The organism is Pseudomonas urethralis, assembly GCF_021602465.1.
Lineage (GTDB): Bacteria > Pseudomonadota > Gammaproteobacteria > Pseudomonadales > Pseudomonadaceae > Aquipseudomonas > Aquipseudomonas vlassakiae.
This window is the reverse complement of sequence record NZ_BQIJ01000001.1, coordinates 49,023-69,720: the sequence shown is the minus strand read 5'-3', so window position 1 is coordinate 69,720 and position 20,698 is coordinate 49,023. Positions and strand designations below refer to the sequence as shown.

The window sequence follows — 20,698 nt, the reverse complement described above, 5'->3', positions numbered from 1 at the left end:
TGTTCAGGTCGCCACTTAACTTAATGGCTTTAACGGATTGATTATGACTGAACAGCAACCTGTTGCAGTTCTGGGAGGCGGCAGCTTCGGCACCGCCGTGGCGAACCTGCTGGCCGAAAATGGCGTGCCGGTGCGCCAATGGATGCGCGACCCCGAGCAGGCCGAGGCGATGCGGGTCAACCGCGAGAACCCGCGCTACCTCAAGGGTATCCGCCTGCAGGACGGTGTCGAACCGGTCAACGACCTGCTGGCCACCTTGCAAGCCAGCGACCTGATCTTCGTCGCGCTGCCGTCGAGTGCCCTGCGCAGTGTGCTGGCGCCCCATGCCGAGCTGCTGCGCGGCAAATACCTGGTCAGCCTGACCAAAGGCATCGAGGCGCAGAGCTTCAAGCTGATGAGCCAGATCCTCGAGGAGATCGCCCCCGAGGCCCGCATCGGCGTGCTTTCCGGCCCCAACCTGGCCCGCGAGATCGCCGAACACGCCCTGACCGCAACCGTGGTCGCCAGTGAAGACGAACACTTGTGCCAGCAGGTGCAGGCCGTGCTGCATGGGCGCACCTTCCGGGTCTACGCCAGCAGTGATCGCTTCGGTGTCGAGCTGGGTGGCGCGCTGAAGAACGTCTACGCGATCATCGCCGGCATGGCCGTGGCCCTGGGGATGGGCGAAAACACCAAGAGCATGCTCATTACCCGTGCCCTGGCCGAGATGACCCGCTTCGCCGTGAGCCAGGGCGCCAACCCCATGACCTTCCTTGGCCTGGCCGGTGTCGGTGACCTGATCGTCACCTGTTCCTCGCCCAAGAGCCGCAACTACCAGGTCGGTCACGCCCTGGGCCAGGGCCTTAGCCTGGAGCAGGCCGTCAGCCGCCTGGGCGAGGTGGCCGAAGGGGTCAATACGCTCAAGGTGCTCAAGGCCAAGGCCCAGGAGGTGCAGGTCTACATGCCGCTGGTGGCCGGCCTGCACGCCATCCTCTTCGAAGGGCGCACGCTGAACCAGGTGATCGAGCACCTGATGCGCGCCGAACCAAAGACCGACGTCGATTTCATTTCCATCAGTGGTTTCAATTAAGCGAAGGAGCAGCACATGAACGATACCCCCGAGCGCGCCCAGCGCGAGTCGATCATCCTGCGGGTGCTGTGGATGCTGGTGTTCCTGGTGGTGTGGCAACTGGCCGAGCTGCTGCTCGGCGGCCTGGTACTGGTGCAGCTGATCTACCGCCTGGTCTATGGCGCACCGAGCGCCAGCCTGATGAACTTCGGTGACAGCCTCAGCCAGTACCTGGCGCAGATCGGCCGTTTCGGGACCTTCCACACTGACCAGAAGCCTTGGCCGTTCGCCGATTGGCCGACTGCGCGTGCCCCGGATGGCGAGGCGCCCCACATCGTGGCCCCGGCGCCGCACCCGGTGCGTGACGAGGAGCCCAAGCTGTGAAGCTGTGGGTGCTGCGCCACGGTGAGGCCGAGCCACGCGCCAATACCGATGCCGAGCGGCGCCTGACCGGCCATGGCCGCGAGCAGGTGCTGCACAGTGCAGCCCGGCTGCTTGGCCAGCCGTTGCAGGCGATCATTGCCAGCCCATATGTCAGGGCACAACAGACAGCGGCCCTGGTGCATGACACCCTGGGCTTCGCTGAACCCGTGCGCACCGTGCCGTGGCTGACACCTGACAGCGAGGTGCGGCTGGTGATCGGCGAGGTCGAGCGCCTGGGCCTGGAGCATGTGTTGCTGGTCAGCCACCAGCCATTGGTAGGTTCGCTGGTCGGCATGCTCGAGCATGGCCACCTGCAGCAGCCGGCGCCCATGAGCACTGCCAGCCTGGCGGAACTGGAAGGCGACTGGCCGCTGGCAGGGCTGATGACATTGCGCGCGCTCAATTCCCCTGAGTGAGCGAAAGCAACTGGCATTTTTGCCAGTTGCCTGCCATGTGCCGCCGACGGATGCTTGGCACCAGGTTGTTCAGCAGGTGACAGGGCAAGGAGCGTTGGATGAGTGGTTTGATGCACGAGCTTCTGCGCTCCCTGGATCTGCAACCCACGATTGAAGCCGTACAGCGTGACAACCCCCTCGATTTCGCCCGGCACGCCCTGTTGCGCGAGGCCGCCGACGCCAAGCTCCGGCACCTGCGGCGCAAAATCCGTAGCCAGGCAGTGCCCCCTCCGCAAAACAACCTGGTACTCGAACAGGACCTGCTCGAACTGCAACAGTCGTGCATGCGCATGTCCCAGCTGCTGCAAACCAGCTGCCTGGCCTTGCGCCGGCTGCAGCTGGATGTCCATGACCAACGCCTGGCCCGTGAGGCGCTGGAAAGCCAGATCGCCTACATGCAAGCCTGTCTGCGCCGCTCGCTGGCGAGTTTCGACGAGTCGGCATGACCTGATTGCCGTCGGCGATGACAGTTACAGACGTTGCCGAGAACCGGTGCGATGCCGACAATGGGCCATCATCCCGTCCGGACCAGGCGCCATGTCGCAGCAGATCTTCTTCGCCCATGCCAACGGTTTTCCCTCGGCCACCTACGGCAAGCTGTTCGCCGCCCTGGCGCCGGATTATCAGGTCAGTCACCTGGCCCAGCATGCCCATGACCCGCGATTTCCGGTCAACGACAACTGGCAGAACCTGGTCGACGAACTGCTGCATCACCTGGCGCAGCAGGCGGCGCCGGTGTGGGGTGTCGGCCATTCGCTGGGCGGCGTGCTGCACCTGCACGCCGCCTTGCGCCGGCCTGAGCTGTACCGCGGCGTGGTAATGCTCGACTCGCCGGTATTGACCCGTGCTGACCAGTGGTTGCTGCGCACCGCCAAGCGCTTTGGCTTCATCGACCGCATCACCCCCGCTGGCCGGACGCTCGGGCGGCGTGAAGCCTTCGCCGACCGTGACAGCGCACGTGACTACTTCGCCAGCAAATCGTTGTTCCGCCACTTCGACCCGGATTGCCTGGAGGCCTACCTCGAGCATGGCCTGCAGCCGGCCGAGCAGGGCTTGCGCCTGCGCTTCGACCCGGCCACCGAGATCAGCATCTATCGCAGCATCCCGCACGCCAGCCCGGCGCCCGCGCGCCAGTTGCAGGTACCCTTGGCGATGGTGCGTGGCGAGCGCAGCAATGTCATCCGCCGGCACCACGCACTGGCGGTGCGCGGCATGGCTCGGGGCGAATACCACAGTGTGCCGGGCGGGCATATGTTCCCGCTGGAACGGCCGACCGACACGGCCAGCCTGATCAAGGGCCTGTTCGACCGCTGGAGCCAGGCATGAGCGCGCAGGTCGAGGAAATCCGCCTGAGCCTGGGCCATATCGAGCTGGCTGCGCACCTGTTCGGACCGGCCGATGGCCTGCCGGTGATCGCTCTGCACGGCTGGCTGGACAACGCCAACAGTTTCTCCCGCCTGGCCCCGCAGTTGAAGGGGCTGCGCATCGTTGCCCTCGACCTGGCCGGGCACGGTTATTCCGAGCACCGCCCAGTGGGCGCGGGTTACGCCTTGGCCGATTACGCCCATGATGTGCTGCGGGTGGCCGAACAGCTGGGTTGGCAACGGTTTGCCCTGCTCGGGCATTCGTTGGGCGCGATCATTTCGGTGCAGCTGGCCGGTGCCTTGCCCGATCGGGTCAGCCACCTGGCTTTGATCGACGGTGTCATTCCTCCGACCGGCGCCGAGCAGGATGCCGCCGAGCGCCTGGGCATGGCCCTGCAGGCTCAGCTGCGCCTCGATGGCAAGCGCAAGTCGGTTTACCCGACCCTGGAGGAGGGCGTGCAGGCGCGCATGAAAGGCATGGTTGCGGTCAGCCGCGATGCTGCCGAGCGGCTGGCCCAGCGCGGCCTGATGCCAGTGCCCGGCGGTTACAGCTGGCGCAGCGACAGTCGCCTGACCTTGCCATCGCCCGTGCGCCTGAGCCAGGCCCAGGCCATGGCCTACGTGCGGCGGGTGAGCTGCCCAGCGAGCCTGGTGGTGGCGGCCGACGGCATGCTGGTGCGTCACAGCGAACTGCTGGAGCAGCTACCCTTTGAACAGACGGTGCTGCCCGGCGGGCATCACCTGCACCTGAACGACGAACAGGGCGCGGCCCTTGTCGCAGACTGTTTCAATCGCTTCTTTGGCTTTACTTGACTTGCACCGGACAAGTGTCGAGGCTTGGCGGGTTGAACAGGGAGACAACCATGCAACTGCCAGACATCCTGGAGCTTCAATCCGGCGCGCTGCGCCCCCTGGTTCGCCGATGAGCGCGCCTGTTTCCATCCGTGCCGCCGTTGCCGCCTGCCTTGCACTGGCCAGCCCCTTGCTGTGGGCCGGCAGCCTGCCTGTACCCGTGGACGCCAAGGTGGTCGACCAGCGCCCGGCCGTGGAGCAGGAGCGCGTCTACCCCATGGGCCCGCTGCGCAAGATCAGTGGCCGCCTGCGCGTCGAAGACAAAATCGAAAGCCGTGGCCAGGTCAGCTCGGTCACCTATGAACTGCCGGTCGAGCGTAGCGCCCGCGAAGCCTTCACCAGCGCCCGTGAAGCGCTGCAGCACGATGGCGGTTATCCGTTGTTCTGGTGCCAGGGCCGCGATTGCGGCGAAGGCAGCCTGTGGGCCAACGACGTGTTCGCCAATGCCCGGCTGAACGGCGGCGACGAACAGCAGGCGTTCATCCTGCTGCGCCGCTCGGCCGAAGAGGCCGACACCCTGGTGGCGCTGTACAGCGTCACCCGTGGCAACCGCCGTGCCTACCTGCATGTGGAAGAATTCGTCGCCAGCAGCCCGCTGGGCGAGAGACTGCCCACAGCCGCCACGGTGCTGCGTGAAATGCGCGATACCGGCAAGCTTGACTACCCTGACCTGGCCGCGCCGCAGGCAAGCTGGGTGACCTTGCTGGCGCGCAGCCTGAACCTCGACAGCACCTTGCGGGCAAGCCTGAGCGGCGCCCAGGCCGAGGCGTGGCGCGAGCAACTGGTCAAGGCTGGCGTGCGTGATGGCCGGCTCGAACTCGGCAGCGCAGCCACCGACGGCCTGCACCTGGAACTGATCCGTTGAGTGAGCGCCACCATGGCTAACAATGACCGCCTGCTGATCCAGATTCTGCTGCTGACGCTGCTGGGTGCTGCCCTGTGGGTCATGGCGCCGTTCATGTCCGCGTTGCTGTGGGGCGCCATCCTGGCCTTCGCCAGCTGGCCACTGATGCGCTTGTTGACGCGTGTGCTGGGCGGGCGTGAAACCCTGGCCGCCAGCCTGCTGACCACGGCCTGGATCCTGATCGTGGCCTTGCCGCTGGTGTGGCTGGGCTTCAACCTGGCCGACCACATCCGCGACGCCACCGCTTTTGTGCGTGACGTGCAGGTCGATGGCCTGCCCGATGCACCTGACTGGCTCGGCGGTATTCCCTTCGTCGGCGAACGCCTGGTCAGCGGGTGGCAATCGCTCGATCAACAGGGCGCGGCCTTGCTGGCGTCAGTCAAGCCGTATCTGGGGCAGGTCGGCAACTGGTTGCTGGCTCGCAGTGCGCAGATCGGCAGTGGTGTGCTGGAGCTGACCCTGAGCCTGGTATTCGTGTTCTTCTTCTACCGCGACGGGCCGCGCCTGTCGGCCTTCGTGCTGCGGCTGCTGAACCGGCTGGTGGGCGAGCGGGCCGATTACTACCTGGAACTGGTGGCCGGTACCGTGCAACGGGTGGTCAACGGCGTGATCGGCACGGCGGCGGCCCAAGCCCTGCTGGCACTGATCGGCTTCCTGATCGCCGGGGTACCCGGGGCGATCGTGCTGGGGCTGGTAACCTTCATGCTCAGCCTGATCCCGATGGGGCCACCGCTGGCGTGGATTCCGGCGACCGGCTGGCTGGTGTGGAAGGGCGAATACGGCATGGCCGTGTTCCTGGGGATCTGGGGTACGTTCGTGATCAGCGGCGTGGACAACGTGCTCAAACCGTACCTCATCAGCCGCGGCGGCAACCTGCCGCTGGTGATCGTGTTGCTTGGCGTGTTCGGTGGCTTGCTTGCCTTTGGCTTCATCGGCCTGTTCATCGGGCCGACCTTGCTGGCGGTCGGTTACAGCCTGCTGCTGGACTGGAGCCGTAACGCCGGGCAGGCCCCGCAGTAAACCTGCACGGGCCTCTTCGCGGGTAAACCCGCTCCCACAAGGGTCAGGTGATCCCTGCAGGAGCAGGTTTACCCGCGAAAGGGCCGGTGCAGGCAGTCGATACACCTCATATTTACGCATTCTTTATTCCCATCCCCACCCCCTGATCTCGCCCCTTTACGCCCCTCCCCCGGACAATTCCCTCAAAGCGGCCCAGGCCGCACCACGGGGGAGTCTCACTCATGTACATGCTCGACGGGTTGTCACTGCTGCTGGCAGTGGCCTTGGCGGTTTACCTGCTGGTATCGCTGCTGCGCGCCGATCGCAGCTAGGGAGCGGCCATGCACAGTTACGATTACCTTTTGCTGTTGGCCTTCTTCGCCATCGTGCTGTTGCCGGCACCCTGGCTCGGGCGTTTTTACTACAAGGTCATGGAAGGGCAGCGCACCTGGCTGAGCCCCGCGCTCGGGCCGTTGGAGCGTGGCTGCTATCGTCTGGCCGGCGTGCGCGCCGATCAAGAGCAGAACTGGAAGCAGTACACCCTGGCCCTGCTGGCCTTCAACCTGGCAGGTTTCCTGCTGCTGTTCAGCGTGCTCCTGCTGCAGGGCTACCTGCCACTCAACCCGCAGCACCTGCCCGGCCAGGAATGGTCGCTGGCATTCAACACGGCGGTGAGCTTCGTCACCAACACCAACTGGCAGGCCTACAGCGGTGAGGCTTCGGTCAGCTACCTGAGCCAGATGCTCGGCCTGACCGTGCAGAACTTCGTCAGTGCCGCCACTGGCCTGGCCGTGCTGGTTGCGCTGTGCCGTGGCATCGCCCGGCGCTCCACCACAAACCTGGGCAACTTCTGGGTCGACATGACCCGCGCCACCCTCTACGGCCTGCTGCTACTGTGCCTGCTGCTGGCGCTGCTGTTGGTGTGGCAGGGCGTGCCGCAGACCTTCGCCGACTACGCCCACGCCGTGACTCTGCAAGGCGCTGACCAGACCATCCCGCTGGGCCCGGCCGCCAGCCAGATCGCCATCAAGCAGCTGGGCACCAATGGCGGTGGCTTCTTCGGCGTCAACTCGGCACACCCATTCGAAAACCCTACGGCCTGGAGCAACCTGTTCGAGGTGGCCTCGATCATCCTGATCCCGGTGGCGCTGGTGTTCACCTTCGGCCACTACGTCAAGGACCTGCGCCAGAGCCGCGCGATCATCGCCTGCATGCTTGGCCTGTTCCTGCTTGGCGGCGCTACGGCGCTGTGGTCGGAATACCAGGCGAACCCAGCGCTGGAGAGCGCCCAGGTGCAGCAGAGCGCGCCCATGGAGGGCAAGGAAAGCCGTTTCGGCACCACCGGCTCGGTGTTGTGGACGGTGACCACCACGGCGGCCTCCAATGGCTCGGTCAACGCCATGCACGACAGCCTCAACCCGCTGACCGGCATGGTCGCGATGGTCAACATGATGGTTGGTGAAGTGATCTTCGGCGGTGTCGGCGCCGGGCTCTACGGCATGCTGCTGTTCGTGCTGATCGCTGTGTTTCTGGCCGGGTTGATGATCGGTCGGACGCCAGAATACCTGGGCAAGAAACTGCAGGCGCGAGAAGTGCAACTGCTGGTGGCTACCTTGCTGGTGATGCCGGTCGGCGTGCTGGTGCTCGCGGCCATCGCCGCCAGCCTGCCAGGGCCTGCCAGCGCGGTCAGCAACCCAGGCGCCCATGGCTTCAGCCAGCTGCTTTATGCCTATACCTCGGCCACTGCCAACAACGGCTCGGCGTTCGCCGGGTTTGGCGCCAACACGGTGTTCCACAACGTAATGATCGGCCTGGCCATGCTGATCGGCCGCTTCGGCTACATCCTGCCGATCCTGGCCCTGGCCGGCAGCCTGGCGGCGAAGAAGAGCGCGCCGCAGGGCAGCAACAGTTTCCCCACCCACGGCCCGCTGTTCGCCTGCCTGTTGCTGGTGACCATCCTGCTGGTCGGTGGCCTGACCTTCCTGCCGACCCTGGCCCTCGGGCCGATCGCCGAACAACTGAGCCTGGGTTTCTGAGGAATCATCCATGAACATGCCCATTCCTGAAGTGAAAGCCTCACACAGCGCCAAGGATCAGACCCGTTTCGCGGCCCTGTGGCGCCCGGCGCTGGTACAGGCCTTCGTCAAGCTCGACCCGCGCCAGCTGAAGCGGGCACCGGTGATGCTGGTGGTCGCCCTGACGGCCATCCTCACCACCGCATTGTGTTTCGCGCCTGGCAATGGCGTCAGCAGCGGCGTTGCCGCGCAGATTGCCTTGTGGCTGTGGTTCACCGTGCTGTTCGCCAACTTCGCCGAAGCCCTTGCCGAAGGCCGTGGCAAGGCCCGCGCCGACAGCCTGAAGGCGGGTAGCCAGGGGCTGACGGCACAGCGCCGCAAGCGCGATGGCAGTTTCGAAAGCGTCGCCGCCACCGCGCTGCGCAAGGACGATGTGGTGCGGGTGGTGGCTGGCGAGATGATCCCTGGCGACGGCGAGGTGCTCGAAGGCATCGCGGCGGTCAACGAAGCGGCCATCACCGGCGAATCCGCACCGGTCATCCGCGAATCCGGCGGCGACCGCTCGGCCGTGACCGGCAACACCCGGCTGGTCTCCGACTGGCTGCTGATCCGTGTTACCAGCAACCCCGGCGAGTCGACCCTGGACCGCATGATTGCCCTGGTCGAAGGCGCCAAACGGCAGAAGACCCCCAACGAAATCGCCCTCGATATCCTGCTGATCGGCCTGACCCTGATCTTCCTGATCGTGGTGGTGACCCTGCAACCGTTCGCGCACTTTGCCGGAGGCAGCCTGCCGCTGATCTTCCTCGCTGCGCTGCTGGTGACGCTGATCCCCACTACCATCGGCGGCCTGCTCTCGGCCATCGGCATCGCCGGCATGGACCGCCTGGTGCGCCTGAATGTGATCGCCCGCTCCGGCCGCGCGGTCGAGGCGGCCGGCGACGTGCACACGTTGATGCTCGACAAGACCGGCACCATTACCTTCGGCAACCGCCGCTGCAGCGCCCTGCATGCGGCCCCGGGCGTGACCGCCAAGGAGCTGGGGGAGGGTGCCTTGCTCGCTTCGCTGGCCGACGACACCGCCGAAGGCAAGTCGATCGTCGAGTACCTGCGCCAGTTGCACGACTTCGTCGAACCGCCAGCCGGGCAGTACCAGGCCATCGCCTTCAGTGCCGAGACCCGCCTGTCGGGCATCGACTTCCAGCAGCGCCGCTACCGCAAGGGTGCCGTCGATGCCGTGTTGGCCTTCGTCGGCATGCAGCGCCTGGACTTGCCTGCCGCGCTGGCCCGTGAAGTGGAGCGCATCGCCCAGAGCGGTGGCACCCCGCTGCTGGTGTGCCTGGACAAACGCCTGCTCGGCGTGATCCACCTCAAGGACGTGGTCAAGCCGGGCATCCGCGAACGTTTCGCCGAGCTGCGCAAGCTGGGCATCCGCACCGTGATGGTGACCGGGGACAACCCGCTGACCGCCGCCGCCATCGCGGCCGAGGCCGGGGTGGACGACGTGCTCGCCGAAGCCACGCCGGAGAAGAAGCTGGCACGTATCCGCCAGGAGCAGAACGATGGCCGCCTGGTGGCGATGTGCGGCGACGGTGCCAACGACGCCCCGGCGCTGGCCCAGGCCGACGTCGGCATGGCCATGAACGATGGCACCCAGGCCGCGCGCGAGGCGGCCAACATGGTCGACCTGGACAGCGACCCGACCAAGCTGCTGGACGTGGTACAGGTGGGCAAGGAGCTGCTGGTGACCCGCGGTGCGCTGACCACTTTCTCCATTGCCAACGACGTGGCCAAGTACTTCGCCATCCTGCCGGCGCTGTTCGCCGCCATCTACCCGCAGCTTGGCGTGCTCAACCTGATGCACCTGGCCAGCCCGCAGAGTGCGATCCTCTCGGCGATCGTGTTCAACGCGCTGATCATCATCGCGCTCATTCCGCTGGCCCTGCGCGGCGTGCGCGTGCAGGCGGCGAGCGCGGCGCACCTGCTGCGGCGCAACCTGCTGATCTATGGGCTGGGCGGCATCCTGGTGCCGTTTGCCGGGATCAAGCTGATCGACCTGCTGCTCACTGCCCTGCACCTGGTCTGAGGAGGCCATCATGAATCGTTACGTACGCCCGGCGCTGAGCCTGATCCTGCTGATGACCGTGGTCACTGGCGCCCTTTACCCGCTGGCGGTGACCGGGGTTGCCCAACTGGCGTTCCCCGAGCAGGCCAATGGCAGCCTGGTGCGCGATGAGCGCGGGCAAGTGCGGGGTTCGGCCTTGATCGCCCAGGATTTCCAGGGTGATGGCTGGTTCCATTCACGGCCTTCGGCCGGTGCCTTTGCCACTGTCGCCAGTGGTGCGAGCAACCTGGCACCGAGCAACCCGGCGCTGGCCGAACGGGTCAAGGGCGATGCGGCGACGCTGTACCAGGCGCAGCTGGGGCCGGTGCCCCAAGCGTTGCTGACCACCTCGGGCAGCGGCCTGGACCCGCACTTGCCACCGCAAGCCGTGGCCTACCAGATTCCTCGGGTAGCGGCAGCGCGGCAGGTGCCGGTAGAGCGCTTGCAAGCCTTGCTGGAAGAGGCCACCCTCCACCCATTGATCGGGCCACCGGTGGTCAATGTGCTGGCCCTGAACCAGGCGCTGGAACATCTTTGACCGTGGCCTGCTCTGCAGGCCCAGGGAATACGCAATGGCGCAACTTCTGAAGGATGATAAATGAGTGACTCCACCCGCGCAGACGCGCTGTTGGCCACCCTCCCACGCAGCGGTCGCGGCCGGCTCAAGGTTTTCCTTGGCGCCGCCCCGGGCGTGGGCAAGACCTTCGCCATGCTCCAGGCCGCCCACGCCCAGCAACGCCAGGGCGTGCAAGTGTTGGCCGGGGTGGTCGAAACCCACGGCCGCAGCGAAACCGAAGCGCTGCTCGGCGGCCTGCTCCAGCAACCCCTGCTGCGCAGCGAATACCGTGGCGTCACCCTCGAGGAAATGGACCTCGACGGCCTGCTCAAGGCTGCCCCGACCTTGGCCCTGGTCGACGAACTGGCCCACACCAACGCCCCCGGCAGCCGCCACGCCAAACGCTGGCAGGACGTGCAGGAACTGCTCGCCGCCGGTATCGACGTGTACACCACGGTCAATGTCCAGCACCTGGAAAGCCTCAATGACAAAGTCCGCGGCATTACCGGCGTACAGGTGCGTGAAACCCTGCCTGACTGGGTGCTGCAGGAAGCCTTCGAACTGGTGCTGATCGACCTGCCGCCACGCGAACTGCTCGAACGCCTGCGCGAGGGCAAGGTGTACGTACCGGAGCAGGCGCGCGCCGCCATCGACGCCTATTTCTCGCAAACCAACCTCACCGCCCTGCGCGAGCTGGCCATGCAGACCGCCGCCGCCCAGGTCGATGCCGACCTGGCCCACGGTTACCGCCTGCGCGGCGAAGCGGCTCCGGCCTTGCGCGGGCGCCTGCTGGTGGGCGTGGATGGCGATGAGCAGGCCGAGCGCCTGGTGCGCCACGCCAGCCGCGTTGCCCAGCGTCGCCACCTGCCATGGAGCCTGGTGCACGTCGACAACGGTCGGCTGCGTGACGAAACCGCCCGCCAGCGCCTGCAGGCGGCCCAGCAACTGGCCGAGCGCCTGGGCGGCGAGGTGGTGCTGCTGCGTGCCGGCGAAGTGGCGCGGACCTTGATCCAGCACGCCGCCGAGCGCCGTGCCAGCCTGGTGCTGGTCGGGCAATCCCGTGACCGGCTGCGGCGGCGCCTGTTCGGCGCCGGTGTGGCCACCCGGCTGCTGCGTGAAAGCCATGGTCTGGAAATCAACGTGCTCGACCGCGACAGCCAGGCACGGCCGGCACGTGCGGCGGTGAGCCGGGTGTGGGTGTGGCGCCATTACCTGCTGGCGCTGGTGGCGACCGTGCTGGCAGCGGGCCTCGCCTGGGGCGTGTCGAGCGTGCTGGCGCTGCCCAACATCTCGCTGGTGTTCCTTGCCGCCGTGCTGCTGGTGGCCGTGCGCAGCAGCCTGGGCCCGGCGCTGGCCTGTGCGGCGCTGTCGTTCCTGACCTACGACTTCCTGTTCATCCCGCCGAATTTCTCGTTTGCCATCCAGCGAGAGGAGGATGTGCTGACGCTGGTGTTCTTCCTGCTCATGGCAGCCCTCACCGGCAACCTCGCGGCCCGCCAGCGCAGCCAGTTGCAGGCCCTGCGCGAAACCCAGGCGCAGACCAACCAGTTGCTCGACCTGTCGCGTCGGCTGACCGTGGCCACCGACCGCCAGGCGGTGTTCAACGCTGCCGGTCGCCACCTCAATGGCTGGAAAGACGTACAGGTCTGCCTGCTGGAGCGCAACAGCGAAGGCCTGCTGCAGGTGGCGAGTGGCGAAGCCCAGGCGTTGAGCGACAACGAACGGGCCGCCGCCGAATGGGCCTGGCAGCATGGCCAGGCTGCTGGGCACGGCAGCGATACCTTGCCCAATGGCCGCTGGTGGTGGTGGCCGTTGGCGGTTGACGACCGGCCACTGGCCCTGCTCGGTGTGCGCCCGCGCTCCGGCGAGCCACTGAGTGCCCAGCGCCGGCGCCTGTTGATGGCCCTCGGCCAACCCCTGGCCCAGGCCCTGGCCCGTGCCCGGCTGGCCGAACAGCTCGAAGCCGCCCGCCTGCACGGCGAAACCGAGCAATTGCGCAGCGCCCTGCTGGCCTCGGTGTCGCACGACCTGCGCACCCCGCTGACCGCCATGCGCGGCAGCATCGACAGCCTGCTGGCGCTGGGCGAGGCGATCCCCGTCGAAGACCGCCGCGAGCTGCTCGAAGGCACGCGTAACGAAGCGGAACGCCTGGACCGCTACATCCAGAACCTGCTGGACATGACCCGCCTCGGCCACGGCGGCCTCAAGCTGGCCCGCGACTGGGTGGCCCCGGCCGACATCGTCGGCAGCGCCCTCAACCGCCTGCGCGCGGTACTGGCGCCCTTGCAGGTACACACCGAGGTGCCCGGCGAGCTGCCACTGCTGTTCGTGCATGCGGCGTTGATCGAGCAGGCGCTGGTCAACGTGCTGGAAAACGCCGCACGCTTCTCGCCCGCACAAGGTCGCCTGGACCTGCAGGTCTCGGTACACGATGAGCAGCTGCACTTTGCCGTCAGCGACCAAGGCCCCGGCATCCCGCTGGCCGAACGCGAAAAGATCTTCGACATGTTCTACACCGCTGCCCGTGGCGATCGCGGCGGGCAGGGCACCGGCCTGGGCCTGGCGATCTGCCAGGGCATGATCGGTGCTCACGGCGGGCAGATCCTGGTCGGTGAAGGCATCGATGGCCACGGCACCTGCATCACTCTATGCTTGCCGCTGCCCCAGCAACCAGAAGCCGAAAGCGAAACCCCATGAGCCAGTCCGCCACCCTGTTGGTCATTGACGATGAACCACAGATCCGCAAGTTCCTGCGCATCAGCCTCAGTTCCCAAGGCTACAAGGTGATCGAAGCCGCCACCGGCAGCGAAGGCCTGGCCCAGGCCGCGCTGGCCAAGCCCGACCTGGTGGTGCTCGACCTGGGCCTGCCCGACATGGACGGCCAGCACGTGCTGCGCGAGTTGCGCGAGTGGAGCGCGGTACCGGTGCTGGTGCTGTCGGTGCGGGCCAGTGAGGTGCAGAAGGTCGACGCGCTGGATGGCGGCGCCAATGACTACGTGACCAAGCCTTTCGGCATCCAGGAATTCCTGGCCAGGGTGCGTGCGTTGTTGCGCCAGGTGCCGCAGTCCGGTGGTAGCGAAGTGACGGCAAGCTTCGGGCCGCTGGTGGTGGATTTCGCCTTTCGCAAAGTGACCCTGGAGGGGGTGGAGATCGCGCTGACGCGCAAGGAGTACGCACTGCTGGCGCAGCTGGCGGGGCATCCAGGGCGGGTGATTACCCAGCAGCAATTGCTCAAGGACATCTGGGGGCCGACCCATGTCGACGACACCCATTACCTGCGGATCGTGGTGGGGCATCTAAGGCAGAAGCTTGGCGATGACCCGACCGCGCCGCGGTTCATCATTACCGAGGCCGGGGTCGGCTACCGCCTGGTGGCACCCCAGCACTGAGGTGATCGTGCATTTCACGCCCTTGGGGGTTCCTTTTCGAACAGCTGGCGCATGACTTCCAGGTAGCGCCTGGCGCCCAAACCCAACGGCCTTGGCTTCAGCCAGATGATGTCTACCCACAACCGCAACCGACTGGCCATGTTGTCAAAGCGCACCTCGGCCAGCGCACCCGAGGCAATCAGGGGCTCCACCAGCGGCTGCGGCAAGTAGGCCCAGCCCAGGCCGGACTGCACCAGGTCGAGCGTTGCCAGGTAGCTGTCGGTCAACCAGATCCGCCGCGACAGCACCATGCGCGGGTCCGAACCGGTGGCCTTGCCAGAGGCGACGATGATCTGCCGCTGTTCGGCAAACGCTTCCTCAGGCAGCGGCGTGCCACTGTTGCTGCCAGCCGGATGACGCGGTGACGCGACGGCCACCAGCAACTGGCTGCCTGCTTCGAGAAAGGACTCGCGCTCATCGATCCCCGGGCGTTCGAACACCAGTGCCAGTTGCACGCTGCCTTCATGCAGCAAGCGCACCGCCTCGGTCTGGGTCGCCGAGCGTACTTCGATCTCCAGGCTGGGAAATTCCTTCGCCAAGGTTTCCAGCGGCTGGCTCCAGCGGCCGGTCTGCAGCTCCGGGGCCATGGCGATGCTCAGGCGCTTTTCCAGCCCTTGGTGCAACTGCAGGGCCTGGGCGTCGAGCAGGTTGAGCTGGCAGATCACCTGCCGCGCCTGGGGCTCCAGGGCCAGGGCGGCGCTGGTTGGCAAGGCCTTGCGGGTGGCGCGGTCGAACAGGGCCAGGTCCAGTTCGGCCTCCAGTTGCGCGATGGCCATGCTCACGGCCGACGGTACACGCCCCAGCTTGCGGGCGGCGGCAGAGAACGAACCCGCTTCCAGCACCGCGAGGAAAATTGCCAGGGAGTCGCTGCTGAAGGCCATGTCCGCAAACCTGAGGAAGAGGCCGGAAAGTATGAACACTCGCCGGCCCGGTTGATAGCCCTTACAAGCCTTCGCCAAGCACCCGGTCAATGCTGTCGACGAAGTAGTCGACGCTGGCCCGGGTGGTGCACATTGGCGGCTTGATCTTGAGGATGTTCAGGTAGTCGCCAGTTGGTTGCATGAAGATCCCCAGCTCACGCAAGCGGTCGCACAGCAGCATGGTTTCCTCGGTGGCCGGCTCCAGGGTCGCGCGGTCGCGCACCAGCTCCAGCCCCAGGTAGAAGCCCGAGCCATGTGCCGCGCCAGCCAGTGGGTGTTTGTCGACCAGTGCCTGCAGGCGCGCCTTGAAATAGCGCCCGGTGTCGCGAGCGTTGTCCCACAGGCCTTCCTCCTGCATCACGTCCAGCACCGCCATGCCGATGCGGCAGCTGACCGGGCTGCCACCGGCCGAGGAGAAGAAGTAACCCTCGGCTTCCAGGGCCTCGGCGATCTCGCGGCGGGTAATCACTACCCCCAGCGGCTGGCCGTTGCCCATGCCCTTGGCCATGGTGATGATGTCAGGCACCACGCCCTGTTCCTCGAAGCCCCAGAAGTACTCGCCCAGGCGGCCATAACCGACCTGCACCTCGTCGGCGATGCACACGCCGCCGCGGGCACGGACCTTGGCATACGCCTCGCGCAGGTAACCGGCCGGCAGCGAAATACCCCCGGCGTTGCCGTACACCGGCTCGCAGATGATGCCGGCCAGCTGGCGCCCGCGGGCATCGAGCTCGGCCAGCTTGGTGTCGACGTCGCGCAGGTAGTCGGCGGCCGTGTCGGCACCGCGGAAGCGGCCGCGGAAGGTGTTCGGTGCCTCCACCGGGTGCACCCAGTCCGGGCGGGTTTCGAGGGCCTGCGGGTTGTCGGCGATGGAGGTGGAAATGGCATCGGTGGCCACCGACCAGCCGTGGTAGGCCTCCAGCACACTGAGCAGGTCACGGCCACCGCTGTAGGCCCAGGCCAGGCGGATCGCCAGGTCGTTGGCCTCGGTGCCGCTGTTGACCATGAACACCCGGTCGAAGCCTTCGGGCGCGAGGGCGAGCAGGCGCTCGGAGAACTCGGTGATGGCGGCGTAATGGAAGCGTGAGTTGGTGTTGAGCAGCGACCACTGGCGCGCCGATTCGGCGACCATGCGCGGGTGGCCGTGGCCCAGCACGGCGACGTTGTTGAGCATGTCCAGGTATGACCGGCCCTGCAGGTCGATCAGGTAGTTGCGCCATCCGCGTTCGATCTGCGGCGGTTGTGCGTAGTAGTGCTTCTGTGAACGGGCGAAGCTGGCGTCGCGACGGGCCAGCAGGTCCTGCGGGTCGGGTAATGGTTCGGCATCGCAATCGAACCCCAGCAGCGCGGCAGGCGACGGGCACAGGGCCAGCCAGGCGGCAGCCTGGGACGGTGTGGCGAAGAATGGCGGCTGGATGCGGGTGTCCAGGCACAGCTGGACACTGAGGTAGCCGCAGCTGCTGCCCAGTGATTGCCCTTTTGCCAACGCCTGGCCATCGGCCGGGGCATCTTCCAGGCCTTGCAACCACAAGGCCCAATAGGGCGTGCGCAGGCAGCCGCGGCCGTCGCCATCGCCGTGCCAGATGCCCGCGTCGGGCGCCTGGACCGTACTGCCATTGGGCACATGCAGCTCTACGCCCAGCGCGCAGGTTGCCGGTTCTTCGGGGCGATCGATTTGGGTCTGTGACAGCCGGTACTGGCCATGCAGGCTGCAGGCCGGCGCCGGTTGTGCGCTCAGCAGGCGCTGGTCGAAGCCCGGCTGTTCCCAGTTGCCGGCGTCGCAATGCACGCTGAGCACGCCCAGGTCGACGCGCTTGACCGGCAGCCCTGCCAACTCGGGTAGTAGCGGCGCACAGTCCGTCAGCTCGGCAGCGTCGACTGGCAAGCCGGCCGCCTGGAGAATGGCCGCCTCCATCAAGGCGAATGGCACGGCCGTAGCGGTATCGAAGATCTCCCATTCATGGGCGACGTTGTCACGGGTGTAGTGGTTGTCCGGGTCCACCGCCAGTTGCTGCGCGCTGCTCAGCACCAGCACCGCTGCACGGTTGAGTACCAACGGCCACAGGGCACGCAGTTCTGCTTCGGTTAGCGGGTTGAGGGCCTGGTAGGCGCTGACCGCCGGCAGGATGCGCAGCGGGTCGCCTTCGGCATGGTGCAGCAGCGCAGCGCAGGTCACCGAGAGGTCGGCGATGCGCCAGGTGCGCGACAGGTCGCCGAAGTCGATCACGCCCTGCAGCTGCCACTGGCGCTGCTCGTCGCGGGCCCACACGGTGTTGTCGTCGGTGATGTCCAGGTGCACGGCCTGGGTTGGCAGCTGGTCCGCCAAGGGGGCCAGGCGCTCGCTGGCCAGGCGCGTGGCCTGCTCGATGCGGGCGCGTTGAGCGGCGTCCTGCAGCACCGGCAGCAGGTGCGCGATAAGCGCCTGGGCATGTCGCGGGTCCCATTGCAGGGTTCGCTCGAGGCCTGGGTGGTCGAAATCGACCAAGGCCTTGTCGAGCCGTGCGCACAACCTGCCCAGTTCAGCCATCAGGCGTGGCGGCAGGTGCTTGAGGCGGGTCACCGGCTGGCCGTCGATGTAGTCGAGCAGGCGCACCCGCAGCGGTTGCCCGTCGATGTCCACTGCCAGCAAGGTTTCGCCACTTTGCGCAGCTTGCACGGCGGGCACTGGCAAGCCCTGCTCACGCAGGTAGACCAGGGCGGCATGCTGCGCCTGCAGTTCGACCTGGGCGTAGCTGCCGTGGCAGGCCTTGAGCACGAAGCGCCCTTGTGGCGCATCCACGCGGAAGTTCAGGTCTTGCTGGCTGCCCAGCGCCGACAAGTCGCCATCCAGGCCGTAATGCGTCTGCAGCAGCGCATGCGCCTGGGCTTCGCTGAGCGCAGGGCTGGGCAGGGCGGAGCGCTGGATCAGCGTGTCGAGGGCAGGGGAGGCGGTTTTTTGTTGTGGGCTGGACATGGGCTCTACCGTTGTTGCTGGAGTTGACTAAAGCGAATCTATTCCCCCTCTGGCTGATGATGAAAGACGATCGTGATCAGAATTTCTGACGATGGTGGCACTTGGCCTTGCTAATAGGGTTGATGGATGGATATAGGAAGCATTAACATTTGCGCTTATTTTCTCAGTTCATCGCTATCAGGGCTCCCACCATGTCGTCCCGTTTTCCGTCGCGCCCCGCATTACTGGCGATTTGCTGTTCCGTCACCCTGATGGCGCAAGCTGCCGAGCCGATCCAGCTGGAGGCGACCGACGTCAATGCCGATGCCCTGAAAGCGCGGCCAGACGCATTGCCTGAGGCGTTCGCAGGCGGCCAGGTGGCCCGCGGTGGTCAAATGGGCGTGCTGGGTAACCAGGACTACATGGACGTGCCGTTCACCATGACCAGCTACACGTCCCAGCTGATCGAGGACCAGCAGGCCGAGGACATCGGCGACGTTCTGGCCAACGACCCGTCAGTGCGGGAGTCGTTCGGCTTCGGCAACCAGTCCAAGGTCTTCATCATTCGCGGCCTGCCGCTGGCGGGGGACGACATTTCCTTCAATGGCCTGTACGGCATCCTACCGCGCCAGATCATGTCCACCGATGGGGTCGAACGGGTTGAAGTGTTCAAGGGCCCCAATGCCTTTCTCAACGGCGTCAGCCCGACCGGTACCGGCCTGGGCGGTAACGTCAACCTGCAGCCCAAGCGTGCCGGTGATGAGCCGACCCGTCGCTACACCCAGGACATCAGCTCAGATGGGCGTATCGGCGAGCACCTGGACATCGGCCAGCGCTTTGGTGAAGACAACCGCTTCGGCGCCCGCCTGAACCTCAGCCAGCGCGAAGGCGAAACCGCCGTCGACGATCAGGACCAGCGCACCAAGCTGTTCACCGCAGGCCTGGATTACCGTGGTGACAACTTCCGCGTTTCGACCGACATCGGTTACCAGAAACAGCGCATCAACCACCTGCGTAACTCGGTGCGCCTAGGGGTTGCAACAGCAGCCAATCCCGCCAACGCGACCACCAAGGCTCCCACCGCGCCGGACGCGAACCACAACTACGGCCAGAGCTGGAGCTACAGCGAGTCGGAGGACACCTTCGGCATGATGCGTGGCGAGTGGGATCTGAACGACAGCTGGACTGCCTACCTCGCTGGCGGCGCCCGGCATACCCGCGAGCACGGCACATACGGCACACCGGTACTGAACGGCAACAGCGGCGCCGCGACCATGACCCCATCCGACATCGTTCACGGGGAAGACAACAGCAGTTTCAGTGCAGGCCTGAACGGCCGTTTTCAGACCGGCCCCATCAGCCACCAGGTCGCCGTGGGTGCCAACACGATGTGGACCCAGGCCGAGAACGCCTATACGTTCTATTCGCCGATCAGCACCAACATCTACGGCACGGTGCAGCAGCCAAAACCCACCAACGTTACCAGCTGGGGCGGTGATATGGGCGACCCGGGCGTGACCGGCAAGACCCGCGCCCGCAGCATCGCGGTGTCCGACACGTTCGGCCTGTTCGACGACCGCCTGCTGCTGACCTACGGCTTGCGTCGCCAGCAGTTGCGCGTGGAAAACTACTTCTACGACGGCACCTCCAAGCTCCCGAGCGCGGATGGCAGCCGTAACGGCGACCCGTACGACAAGTCGATCACCACACCGGTGTACGGCATCGTGTTCAAGGCCACCGACAGCATCTCGTTGTACGCCAACCGCATCGAAGGCCTGGCGCAGGGCCCGACGGCGGCAGCAGGTACGTTAAACGCCGGTACCCTGTTCCCGCCTGGCCGCACCAAGCAACTCGAGGCCGGTATCAAGTTCGACCGCCAGACCTATGGCGCGAACCTGGCTGTGTTCCGCATCGAAAAACCGTCGGACGGCTACACCTTGAACGACGTCTTCATCCGCGATGGCGAGCAGGTCAACAAAGGCCTGGAGCTGAGCCTGTTCGGCGAGCCCGTTGAAGGCCTGCGCCTGATGGCCGGTGGCACGCGCATGACGTCGGAGCAGAAGAACACCGCCAACGGCACCAACGACGGCAACCACGCCATCGGTGTGCCGACCTTCCAGCTCAATGCCAGCGTCGACTGGGATGTGCCGGGCGTGCCGGGGCTGGCGCTCAACGCGCGGATGCTGCGCACCGGTGGCCAATTCGTCGATGCGGCGAACAACGTCAGCCTGCCGACCTGGAACCGCTTCGATGCCGGCGCCCGCTACAAGCTGAAAGTGGCGGAGAAGGACCTGACCCTGCGGGTCAACGTCGAGAACCTGACCGACAAGAACTACTGGGCTTCGGCCAACGGCGGCTACCTGACCCAGGGTGATCCGCGTCTGGTGAAGTTCTCTGGCACCATCGATTTCTGATAACCCAGGTCTACGCAGTTCCCTGTGGGAGCGGGCATGCCCGCGAAGCAGGCGACGCGATGGGATGGCACCGGCTTTGCCGGTGCCATCCACCTCCAGCGCAAAGTCCACCTGCGCCTCTAGCCGCGCAGGGTCGAACCAGATCACGTCGATGTCCTCAGGCAGTGGCGAAACGGGGCGCTGATGCTGCTGCATCGGTCTTCAGTCATGCGCATAGGCGTATCCTGTTGGCGGCACAGGACGGACTGGCCCGAAACAGACGTAGGAGCGGATTTATCCGCGAT

General features: G+C 66.1%; 17 protein-coding genes. 15 read left to right on the top strand and 2 right to left on the bottom strand.

Annotated elements, in window-relative coordinates; all coding sequences use genetic code 11:
* The first annotated feature begins 43 nt into the window (after positions 1-43).
* The 14 genes from L6D64_RS00315 to L6D64_RS00250 all read left to right on the top strand — a co-directional run bounded on the left by L6D64_RS00315 (position 44) and on the right by L6D64_RS00250 (position 14,109).
* On the top strand, positions 44-1,069 hold the full coding sequence (locus L6D64_RS00315; RefSeq protein ID WP_176506488.1) for an NAD(P)H-dependent glycerol-3-phosphate dehydrogenase: 1,026 nt from the start codon (positions 44-46) through the stop codon (positions 1,067-1,069).
* Positions 1,070-1,084: 15 nt separating this feature from the next.
* Positions 1,085-1,432 (top strand): DUF4389 domain-containing protein, encoded by a 348-nt coding sequence (locus tag L6D64_RS00310; protein WP_176506487.1) that lies wholly within the window; start codon positions 1,085-1,087, stop codon positions 1,430-1,432.
* The gene (gene sixA / locus L6D64_RS00305; RefSeq protein WP_176506486.1) at positions 1,429-1,887 is read left to right on the top strand and encodes a phosphohistidine phosphatase SixA; all 459 of its coding nucleotides are present in this window, start codon (positions 1,429-1,431) and stop codon (positions 1,885-1,887) included. Before L6D64_RS00310 ends, sixA begins: the two co-directional genes overlap by 4 nt.
* Positions 1,888-1,985: 98 nt before the next feature.
* Positions 1,986-2,372, top strand: a complete 387-nt coding sequence (locus L6D64_RS00300) for a hypothetical protein (RefSeq protein WP_371870290.1) — start codon at positions 1,986-1,988, stop codon at positions 2,370-2,372.
* Between the two features lie 91 nt (positions 2,373-2,463).
* Positions 2,464-3,252, top strand: a complete 789-nt coding sequence (locus L6D64_RS00295; RefSeq protein ID WP_176506485.1) for an alpha/beta fold hydrolase — start codon at positions 2,464-2,466, stop codon at positions 3,250-3,252.
* Positions 3,249-4,103: an alpha/beta hydrolase gene (locus L6D64_RS00290; protein ID WP_176506484.1), complete on the top strand. Its 855-nt coding sequence runs from the start codon at positions 3,249-3,251 to the stop codon at positions 4,101-4,103. The genes L6D64_RS00295 and L6D64_RS00290 overlap by 4 nt, the downstream gene beginning before the upstream one ends.
* A 109-nt stretch (positions 4,104-4,212) precedes the next feature.
* A complete protein-coding gene (locus L6D64_RS00285; RefSeq protein ID WP_176506483.1) occupies positions 4,213-5,007 on the top strand; it encodes a DUF4892 domain-containing protein in 795 nt (264 codons plus the stop codon).
* 12 nt (positions 5,008-5,019) lie between these two features.
* Entirely contained in the window at positions 5,020-6,066 is a 1,047-nt protein-coding gene (locus tag L6D64_RS00280; protein WP_176506482.1) for an AI-2E family transporter, read from the top strand.
* A 221-nt stretch (positions 6,067-6,287) separates the two neighbouring features.
* Positions 6,288-6,377 (top strand): K(+)-transporting ATPase subunit F, encoded by a 90-nt coding sequence (gene kdpF, locus L6D64_RS00275; protein WP_176506481.1) that lies wholly within the window; start codon positions 6,288-6,290, stop codon positions 6,375-6,377.
* Between the two features lie 9 nt (positions 6,378-6,386).
* Complete coding sequence (gene kdpA / locus L6D64_RS00270) at positions 6,387-8,081, top strand: potassium-transporting ATPase subunit KdpA (protein WP_176506480.1); 1,695 nt, start codon at positions 6,387-6,389, stop codon at positions 8,079-8,081.
* Between the two features lie 10 nt (positions 8,082-8,091).
* Positions 8,092-10,146: a potassium-transporting ATPase subunit KdpB gene (gene kdpB / locus L6D64_RS00265; RefSeq protein ID WP_176506479.1), complete on the top strand. Its 2,055-nt coding sequence runs from the start codon at positions 8,092-8,094 to the stop codon at positions 10,144-10,146.
* Positions 10,147-10,156: 10 nt separating this feature from the next.
* Positions 10,157-10,702, top strand: coding sequence for a potassium-transporting ATPase subunit KdpC (gene kdpC, locus L6D64_RS00260; protein ID WP_176506478.1), 546 nt, complete (start codon positions 10,157-10,159; stop codon positions 10,700-10,702).
* Positions 10,703-10,762: 60 nt separating this feature from the next.
* A complete protein-coding gene (locus L6D64_RS00255; RefSeq protein WP_176506477.1) occupies positions 10,763-13,417 on the top strand; it encodes a sensor histidine kinase in 2,655 nt (884 codons plus the stop codon).
* Positions 13,414-14,109 (top strand): response regulator, encoded by a 696-nt coding sequence (locus L6D64_RS00250; RefSeq protein ID WP_176506476.1) that lies wholly within the window; start codon positions 13,414-13,416, stop codon positions 14,107-14,109. Before L6D64_RS00255 ends, L6D64_RS00250 begins: the two co-directional genes overlap by 4 nt.
* Positions 14,110-14,123: 14 nt before the next feature.
* Here L6D64_RS00250 and L6D64_RS00245 read toward each other — a convergent pair whose 3' ends face one another.
* Both L6D64_RS00245 and L6D64_RS00240 read right to left on the bottom strand, forming a co-directional pair.
* Positions 14,124-15,029, bottom strand: coding sequence for a LysR family transcriptional regulator (locus L6D64_RS00245; protein WP_054884028.1), 906 nt, complete (start codon positions 15,027-15,029; stop codon positions 14,124-14,126).
* Positions 15,030-15,090: 61 nt separating this feature from the next.
* A complete protein-coding gene (locus tag L6D64_RS00240) occupies positions 15,091-18,021 on the bottom strand; it encodes an aminotransferase (RefSeq protein ID WP_176506475.1) in 2,931 nt (976 codons plus the stop codon).
* Between the two features lie 191 nt (positions 18,022-18,212).
* On the opposite strand from L6D64_RS00240, the gene L6D64_RS00235 reads away from it, so the two are divergent.
* On the top strand, positions 18,213-20,414 hold the full coding sequence (locus L6D64_RS00235) for a TonB-dependent receptor (RefSeq protein ID WP_176506474.1): 2,202 nt from the start codon (positions 18,213-18,215) through the stop codon (positions 20,412-20,414).
* Positions 20,415-20,698: the final 284 nt, after the last annotated feature.

What these genes read in the sequence shown, in the direction of transcription:
- L6D64_RS00250 (WP_176506476.1), top strand. Translation starts at nt 13,414, where the DNA reads ATGAGCCAGTCCGCCACCCTGTTGGTCATTGACGATGAACCACAGATC.
- L6D64_RS00290 (WP_176506484.1), top strand. Translation starts at nt 3,249, where the DNA reads ATGAGCGCGCAGGTCGAGGAAATCCGCCTGAGCCTGGGCCATATCGAG.
- L6D64_RS00315 (WP_176506488.1), top strand. Translation starts at nt 44, where the DNA reads ATGACTGAACAGCAACCTGTTGCAGTTCTGGGAGGCGGCAGCTTCGGC.
- kdpC (WP_176506478.1), top strand. Translation starts at nt 10,157, where the DNA reads ATGAATCGTTACGTACGCCCGGCGCTGAGCCTGATCCTGCTGATGACC.
- L6D64_RS00295 (WP_176506485.1), top strand. Translation starts at nt 2,464, where the DNA reads ATGTCGCAGCAGATCTTCTTCGCCCATGCCAACGGTTTTCCCTCGGCC.
- L6D64_RS00310 (WP_176506487.1), top strand. Translation starts at nt 1,085, where the DNA reads ATGAACGATACCCCCGAGCGCGCCCAGCGCGAGTCGATCATCCTGCGG.
- L6D64_RS00240 (WP_176506475.1), bottom strand. Translation starts at nt 18,021, where the DNA reads ATGTCCAGCCCACAACAAAAAACCGCCTCCCCTGCCCTCGACACGCTG.
- L6D64_RS00235 (WP_176506474.1), top strand. Translation starts at nt 18,213, where the DNA reads ATGTCGTCCCGTTTTCCGTCGCGCCCCGCATTACTGGCGATTTGCTGT.
- L6D64_RS00280 (WP_176506482.1), top strand. Translation starts at nt 5,020, where the DNA reads ATGGCTAACAATGACCGCCTGCTGATCCAGATTCTGCTGCTGACGCTG.
- kdpF (WP_176506481.1), top strand. Translation starts at nt 6,288, where the DNA reads ATGTACATGCTCGACGGGTTGTCACTGCTGCTGGCAGTGGCCTTGGCG.
- kdpA (WP_176506480.1), top strand. Translation starts at nt 6,387, where the DNA reads ATGCACAGTTACGATTACCTTTTGCTGTTGGCCTTCTTCGCCATCGTG.
- L6D64_RS00300 (WP_371870290.1), top strand. Translation starts at nt 1,986, where the DNA reads ATGAGTGGTTTGATGCACGAGCTTCTGCGCTCCCTGGATCTGCAACCC.
- L6D64_RS00285 (WP_176506483.1), top strand. Translation starts at nt 4,213, where the DNA reads ATGAGCGCGCCTGTTTCCATCCGTGCCGCCGTTGCCGCCTGCCTTGCA.
- L6D64_RS00255 (WP_176506477.1), top strand. Translation starts at nt 10,763, where the DNA reads ATGAGTGACTCCACCCGCGCAGACGCGCTGTTGGCCACCCTCCCACGC.
- kdpB (WP_176506479.1), top strand. Translation starts at nt 8,092, where the DNA reads ATGAACATGCCCATTCCTGAAGTGAAAGCCTCACACAGCGCCAAGGAT.
- L6D64_RS00245 (WP_054884028.1), bottom strand. Translation starts at nt 15,029, where the DNA reads ATGGCCTTCAGCAGCGACTCCCTGGCAATTTTCCTCGCGGTGCTGGAA.